At 27.9% G+C, this 6,530-nt stretch carries 7 protein-coding genes and 2 pseudogenes; 5 read left to right on the top strand and 4 right to left on the bottom strand.

All coding sequences use genetic code 11. The features are described from left to right. Positions 1 to 834 (bottom strand): annotated as a pseudogene (locus BM384_RS14455) (transposase); the annotation flags it as partial. Positions 835 to 968: 134 nt separating this feature from the next. Here BM384_RS14455 and BM384_RS14450 point away from each other — a divergent pair. From BM384_RS14450 to BM384_RS14440, 3 genes and pseudogenes are all read left to right on the top strand, one after another. Further along, positions 969 to 1,514 (top strand): nitroreductase family protein, encoded by a 546-nt coding sequence (locus tag BM384_RS14450; RefSeq protein WP_242946051.1) that lies wholly within the window; start codon positions 969 to 971, stop codon positions 1,512 to 1,514. Between the two features lie 148 nt (positions 1,515 to 1,662). After that, entirely contained in the window at positions 1,663 to 2,208 is a 546-nt protein-coding gene (locus tag BM384_RS14445) for a hypothetical protein (protein WP_090014608.1), read from the top strand. A 151-nt stretch (positions 2,209 to 2,359) separates the two neighbouring features. Beyond that, a pseudogene (locus BM384_RS14440) lies at positions 2,360 to 3,148 on the top strand (DUF4474 domain-containing protein); the annotation flags it as partial. Positions 3,149 to 3,236: 88 nt separating this feature from the next. On the opposite strand, the gene BM384_RS14435 reads toward BM384_RS14440, so the two are convergent. Further along, positions 3,237 to 3,611 carry a pyridoxamine 5'-phosphate oxidase family protein gene (locus tag BM384_RS14435; protein WP_090014604.1) on the bottom strand — a complete coding sequence of 125 codons (375 nt, stop codon included), beginning with the start codon at positions 3,609 to 3,611 and terminating at the stop codon, positions 3,237 to 3,239. 205 nt (positions 3,612 to 3,816) lie between these two features. Further along, positions 3,817 to 4,356 (bottom strand): phenolic acid decarboxylase, encoded by a 540-nt coding sequence (locus tag BM384_RS14430; RefSeq protein ID WP_090014602.1) that lies wholly within the window; start codon positions 4,354 to 4,356, stop codon positions 3,817 to 3,819. Between the two features lie 101 nt (positions 4,357 to 4,457). Here BM384_RS14430 and BM384_RS14425 point away from each other — a divergent pair, with 101 nt between their 5' ends. Further along, positions 4,458 to 4,988 carry a PadR family transcriptional regulator gene (locus BM384_RS14425; protein WP_090014601.1) on the top strand — a complete coding sequence of 177 codons (531 nt, stop codon included), beginning with the start codon at positions 4,458 to 4,460 and terminating at the stop codon, positions 4,986 to 4,988. A 49-nt stretch (positions 4,989 to 5,037) separates the two neighbouring features. Then, positions 5,038 to 5,511: a nitroreductase family protein gene (locus BM384_RS14420; RefSeq protein WP_090014600.1), complete on the top strand. Its 474-nt coding sequence runs from the start codon at positions 5,038 to 5,040 to the stop codon at positions 5,509 to 5,511. A 55-nt stretch (positions 5,512 to 5,566) separates the two neighbouring features. Here BM384_RS14420 and BM384_RS14415 read toward each other — a convergent pair whose 3' ends face one another. Beyond that, positions 5,567 to 6,415 (bottom strand): hypothetical protein, encoded by an 849-nt coding sequence (locus tag BM384_RS14415; RefSeq protein ID WP_090014599.1) that lies wholly within the window; start codon positions 6,413 to 6,415, stop codon positions 5,567 to 5,569. Positions 6,416 to 6,530 lie beyond the last annotated feature (115 nt).

Below are 6,530 nucleotides of genomic sequence, written 5' to 3'. Positions count from 1 at the left end.
ATCAAAAGTATCTACAAAAGGTTTAATAACAGCAGCTGCTGTTAAAGCATAGTTAGAAACCATAGTATGTGATATATCTATTCCATGTACTTCTTTAAGAGCATGTGCAGTTTGACGAGTAGATAGCTTTAAATTAACGTGATAAGTTAATGCAAGTCCCATAATATGAGGATTAAATTTTTTAAAGTTTAATGTAGTTGCTCTTTTTGAAACTGAATACAAATTAATCTTAAAGAAATTTATATTGAATTCTCTGTAGATATAGTGAAGTTTATATTTGTATTTATCAGCATCATTTAATGTTTTAGGTAACTTTTTTAAGTTTCTTAAGTAATAAGAGCATTTAGGGTTAGTACATTTATGTACTTTAAAGTGTTTACGTTGCTTTTTCTCAGTTAATGTAGTCTCACAGTAAGGACATTTAAAAACTATAGGAGTGGTGGCAAAGTTCTTTTCTTTGAAGGTAAGACCACAAACTTTACATTGATATTGACCATTACCACCATTGTTATCGTAAATATAGTCATGAGGTGCACCACACTTAGGACAGACAATTTTAGTAGATATAGTCTTTCCATTTCGACGCTGAACAGCTTTAATAGTTTTGTTGTACTTATGCTTGTAATATGCTAAGAGTAATTGATAATTTACTTTCTCAAATTTGATTATTTTAGGTAGTTTGTCTACTTTAAATTTTTGATATTTTGGACTATTTGAGTCATCAAATGACATCTGCCTAAGAGGTATATTTTTAGAAATAAATAAAATTAAATCATAAATAATTTTGTGTAAGTATTGAATATATAAGATTAAATGAGTTATAATTGAATCCACAATAACGACATCCTTCCATGGTTATTTTGTTTTGTTGTAGATTCAATTTTAACATGAAATTAGGGAGTCGTTGTTTTTTTATTCAAAAAAACTTTCGAAACCTTGATATATAAAGAAAATTTTTAAAAAGAATAGTGTATAAACTTTACACTATCAGAAGAAGCGTAAGAAAGTTTAAAAATGAAAAAGTAGATAGAGAAACTATGAAAGAAATAGTTGATATTGCCAGATGGGCTCCATCATGGGTAAACTATCAAATAGCTAGATATACTTTAGTTGATGATAGAGAAATGATTAAAAAGCTTGCAAATGACGGAGTTAAAGGTTTTGTATATAACATAGATACATTAAGAAATGCAAGAGGAGTTGCTGTTTTAAGCTTTGTAAAAGGTAAAAGTGGCAAATTAGATTTAGATGCTGGATATGCAACAGACTTAGAAAATTCATGGGAAATATTTGATGCAGGTATAGCATGTCAAACATTCTGTTTAGCAGCTCATGCAAAGGGTGTTGGTACATGTATAATGGGAGTTATAGATGAAAAAACTATAGCTGAGATAGTTAACTTACCTGAAGATGAAACAGTTGCAGCACTTATAGTTTATGGATATGAAGAAGGACCTCACGTATCTCCAACTAAGAGAAAAAGTGCTGAAGAAATAATGAGATTTGTAGATTAATACATTAATAAAAACTCTTATTTTAGATTGTTAAGTGTTCTAAAATAAGAGTTTTTTTATTTATATAAATATAGTGTCAAAAGTAATTACAAATTTATATATTATTAATATATAAATAATATACAAAAAAATACAGGAGTTAAACTTTATGGAAAAAAATAAATTACAGGTATCACCTCCATGGTATACGCTAGCTAATAAATTAAAATATACTTATGGAGTGTGCAAAAATATTCATTTTAATGAATTAATAAACATTGGAGATCAGTATATTCTAATAATAAATGCTTTTAATAATACTCAGGCTTTAGCATTAAGACAGGTAATTCCTGAAACTATTGAGATGGGTAATGTAACTTTAAATGTAGTTATTTTTAATGCTTCAGGAAAGCAACAACGTACTTCTCGAAAAAAATACACTGTAGAAGACTTAAAAAAAATTTTTGAAGCTGCTATGAAAGATAATCCATTATTTAAGTGTATATGTGTACCAGAAGATGAATTTACAAAAAATGTTATTGGAGATGTAGTTATTACTATAGATAAAGAAGTTGTTCAGTTCTATAATGATGATATTTCAGATTTATACAAAAATTATAATGAAGTAGCAGCAAATGTTTTTAAAGAAGTTACTATTGGCAAATATAATTCTAATATTAAAGTTGGGTTTACAACATTTGATAGCAGTAAATAAAAAAAGAGGCATGGAAAATATTTTTCATGCCTCTTTTTTTATTTTTAACCATTATAATAAGATTCTTATGTCACCGATGTCATTAAAAATAAATAATATATTATAGAAGTATTTATATAAAGAGGGCGGATATGAGGTAAATGAAGCATTAAATGCATATGGTTTTTTGTTTGATATAAAAAATGATATTGTTTTTTCAAGTATGTATGCACCACAAAGACAGTTTGGCTATTGTAGGCTTTATGATGAGTTGGCGCCTTTATTAGGAATGAAAATAGACTGTGAGCCAGTTTATTTTCAGTATGATGGCAAAAGATGGCTTATTGAATTTTGGAAAGGACAATATGGATTAGAGACAGGTGCTGAAATTGGAGTGTATGTAACTGATAAGGAAGATATAAATATACCAGGTGTTTTTTCAGGAACTTTTTATGAATCTATATCTGATGAAGAGCTTTTAAAAATGGAATATACTTTAATGAAAAATGAAAACTTATTGATTAGAAGAAAAGAAAAGCATTGGTGGCTTACGGGGTTTGATGTAGGAACATTTTCTGATACAGATGAATTATCTTTAGAAATTAAAATTACTTTTCCTTCTTTAGATATGCAAAAAGCATTTATTGAGGGACTTTATCAGGTTGGATATAATACTAATGACATTATTAAAAGAGGTAAAGTAGTTAAATTAATTTTTACAAAACCTAAGACTAATCAGCTAAATAAATTTAATAAAATTTATTTGAAATTTATACAGATGAAGAATAAATTTTATTGTAAGTTATTTAACTTTGTAACTAGAGATTTTACACGTACAATTGATAAAATTGATTTTTTGATGATATACTATCCTGCATTATTTAAAGTTATTATAAGGTTTGCTGATAAAAAGAATTTGAATAAGCTTTATGGATATTTACAGGATTATATAAATAGATAAGATTTGTAGCTTTAGTAAGAACTATATTGACTTGCTAAAGCTATTTTTATTAATAAAAATGGGCAATAGGAATATTGCCAAGAAACAATTAAAGCAATTGCTTTGATGATTTTGCTGTAACTTCTAACACTCTAGTTAAGAATGGGAACTTTTCTTTCATCATATCAAAATCTTCACCAGATGAAATAAACTTGGCAGTTCCTTCAATACGGAAACCTGTTCCTTGATAACCATTAAAACCTTCAACTTCTTTGCTGCCTAAAGTAACTAATACTTTATCATTTTTTTTAAGATCTGCCTCAGTACTATTAAATCCAGCAGCTGGAAGTGAGATTTTATCGTTATTCTTTATAACTAAATATGAGTTCCAAGTATTATTTATATGTGGTTCACCTGAGCCCCATGATACTATTGAAACTACACCTTCATGTTTTAAAACTTCAAAAAATTTTTCTGTAAACATATATAATCCTACTTACTTCAAATTTATTATTTACATAAATACTTTGATTTATATAAGGTAAGTGGATTTTATTAATAACTTATTTGTCAAAAAAAAGAATAATAGCTAATTATATAAATTGTAGCTGCTATTCTTTATTTGATGAAATAATGAGCTAAAAACCTAAATATAAAATTGAATAGTAGGTTTTTATATATAAAATTAATTATTTAATTTTTTTATAATTAGAATCGTAATACTTACCTGCTCTGATATCATCAGTCATACCAGCATAAGGAGCTTCACAGATAACATCATTATTGTTTTGACCTGCATCTCCCATGTATGTAATTGTAGCATATTCAGGTACTACATATTTAGGGTAAGTTTCATATTTTTCTCTTGATTCTTCCATTAAGTCTATATGTTCATTTTGATAACATACTGTTATTTCAGGATGTTCATGAACCCATTTAGGGAAGAATATAACTCCGTGTAATTTTCCTTCGTTAGGCATGAAGTCTAAAGCTACGTCAGTACCAGTTGGTTCTGTCCAAGTTATTTTGAAAACTCCATCAGTTAATTTAACCATGTTAACTTCTTGGTCTGTAACCCAACGTCCAGCAACCATTCCACCATGGATACGGTAATCAACAGTATGATCATTTTTTGCATACCATTCATATTCCCAACCATTGTCGTAAGTATAAATAAAGTGTGTACCTAAGAAATCTTTTAGGTCTTTAAATGTCTTTTTATTTTTCATAATGTTAAACTCCTCAAACTTAAACATGTCTATATTTACATGTTTTGAATTATAGAATTTATGATATAATATATGAGTACAGAAGTCAAGGAGTGGGAGTTATGTCTAGAAAAAATGTCTTAAGATATATACTATTAGGATTATTAGAAAAACGAGAAATGAGTGGTTATGATATAAAGAAATTTTTTGAAAAGGAAATAGGAGAATTTTGGAGTGCAAAACATAGTCAGATATATCCTGAACTTATTAAACTTGAAGAACAAGGACTTGTTAAATATAGAATAGATATTGTTGGAAGTAAACTTGAAAAGAAGCACTATTCTATTACAGACAAGGGAATAGAGGAATTAGATAAATGGCTGGGTTCAGCTGAGGATCTTATAGAAAATAGAGATGAATTTGTTTTAAAGTTATATTTTATAGATAATAAAGAAGACGATAGACTAAATATTATGGTTAATAAACAAATAAATTTACATAAGGAAAAATTAGAACATTTAGAATCAAGAATGCAGATAGTATTTGATGATGAGAGTAAAAAGGAAGTTATGTATGGTCATTATTTAATATTAGACCATGCTATTAGAAGAGAAAAATCTTATTTGAGTTGGTTAAATGAAATAGGGAAATAGACATATAGATATATGGACTTGAAAAGAATAAAAAAGGGAGAGTGTAAAAATGATAGTAAATACTGATAAATGTATAGGGTGTACTTTATGTACACAAGACTGTATCGTAAGTGATATAGAAATGATTGATGGAAAATCGCATATAAAGAATGAAGCATGTATAAAATGTGGACACTGTATTGCAATATGTCCTGTTGGAACAGTATCTTCAAATGACGAAGAAGATTACTCAATGGATGAAGTTATAGAATATAACAAAGAAGATTTTGATATAGACTCAGAAAGATTAATGAACTTCATGAAGTTTAGAAGAAGCGTTAGATTATTCAAAGAAGATGACGTAGAAGAAGAAAAGATAGAGAAAATACTTGAGGCAGGTAAGTTTACTCAAACTGGAAGTAATGTACAAGATGTTTCATATGTTGTTATAAAAGATAAGATACAAGAATTAAGAAAGATGGTTTTAGAAACTTTAAATTCTATGGCTGATGTAGTTATGAATAAAGAAAATGTTCCAATTTAAATATTACTATCTGAATATCTTTTATTTTTTATCAGTTCAAATATTTAGATATATTTTAAATTTCAACTATTGTAATAGAAGCTTGAATACCTATATTAGCTAAAGTAATAGATGAGTTAGTGCTAGTAGCATCTTCAGAAGCATTTACTAATCTTAAGTTAAATGGAGTTGTAGTAGCATCTGGAGCATAAACTATAGTACTTCCATAGAAAGAACCTTGAAGAACTACAGGGCTTTCACTTGTACCAACTACTGTAGACTCTGTTTCTGTAACACTAACAAGGTTAAATTTAATTGAAGTTGCATCAAGAGAGCCATCTAATGAAACAGTCCAATGTACAAAATACCTAGAATCATTATTTAGACTAATTGTTCCATCAGCATTAGTAATATCACCATTAATTTGTGAGAATACTGTGTCAAAAGGAATTATAGCTCCACCATCAAGTGTTGCTCCTGCAGAATTAGTAGCTTGTAATACTATACCTGATTTTAATGTTCCGTTAATTTGGATAATACTTATATTAGCAGTAACATCAACATTATCAGCTAGAACTATACTTTGACCAGTTGTATTAACTAATTGGAATGTAGTAGTACCGTCAGACCTAATAACAGCACTTCCTGAAATTTGTCCAGTTTTCATACTATTATTAGAAGTATATATAATAGATGGGTCATCATTAGTAATTAATGATACGCTTGGACCTCTAGTTCCCAAAGCTGTTTTTATAGTTACAAACCATGAAACATAGTAGTCAGCATTTCCATCTAAAAAGAATGTTGAAGCATTATATTTTACATTTGTATCATAATTAACAACCTGTGAATTAAAAGCTATAGCTTGATCTGTAGCAATTGTTCCAGGTGCTCTTCTTTCTCTTTGAAATCCTGCATTAGGCATTTTTTTATCCTCCTGTAAAATGGCTAATATGATAAAATTTTTTGTATATTATAATATATTTACTATAATAGTGCAAAAATGCTTGAATAATTTTACAACTGAATAAAATAAAAAA

The organism is Clostridium sp. DSM 8431, assembly GCF_900116755.1.
Taxonomy (GTDB): Bacteria; Bacillota; Clostridia; order Clostridiales; family Clostridiaceae; genus Clostridium.
The sequence above is the reverse complement of the archived record's forward strand: the minus strand, read 5'-3'. Positions and strand labels throughout refer to the sequence as shown.

Coding starts and splice junctions, on each gene's coding strand:
- BM384_RS14430 (WP_090014602.1), bottom strand. CDS start 4,356: ATGAAAAATAAAAAGACATTTAAAGACCTAAAAGATTTCTTAGGTACA.
- BM384_RS14425 (WP_090014601.1), top strand. CDS start 4,458: ATGTCTAGAAAAAATGTCTTAAGATATATACTATTAGGATTATTAGAA.
- BM384_RS14415 (WP_090014599.1), bottom strand. CDS start 6,415: ATGCCTAATGCAGGATTTCAAAGAGAAAGAAGAGCACCTGGAACAATT.
- BM384_RS14420 (WP_090014600.1), top strand. CDS start 5,038: ATGATAGTAAATACTGATAAATGTATAGGGTGTACTTTATGTACACAA.
- BM384_RS14435 (WP_090014604.1), bottom strand. CDS start 3,611: ATGTTTACAGAAAAATTTTTTGAAGTTTTAAAACATGAAGGTGTAGTT.
- BM384_RS14445 (WP_090014608.1), top strand. CDS start 1,663: ATGGAAAAAAATAAATTACAGGTATCACCTCCATGGTATACGCTAGCT.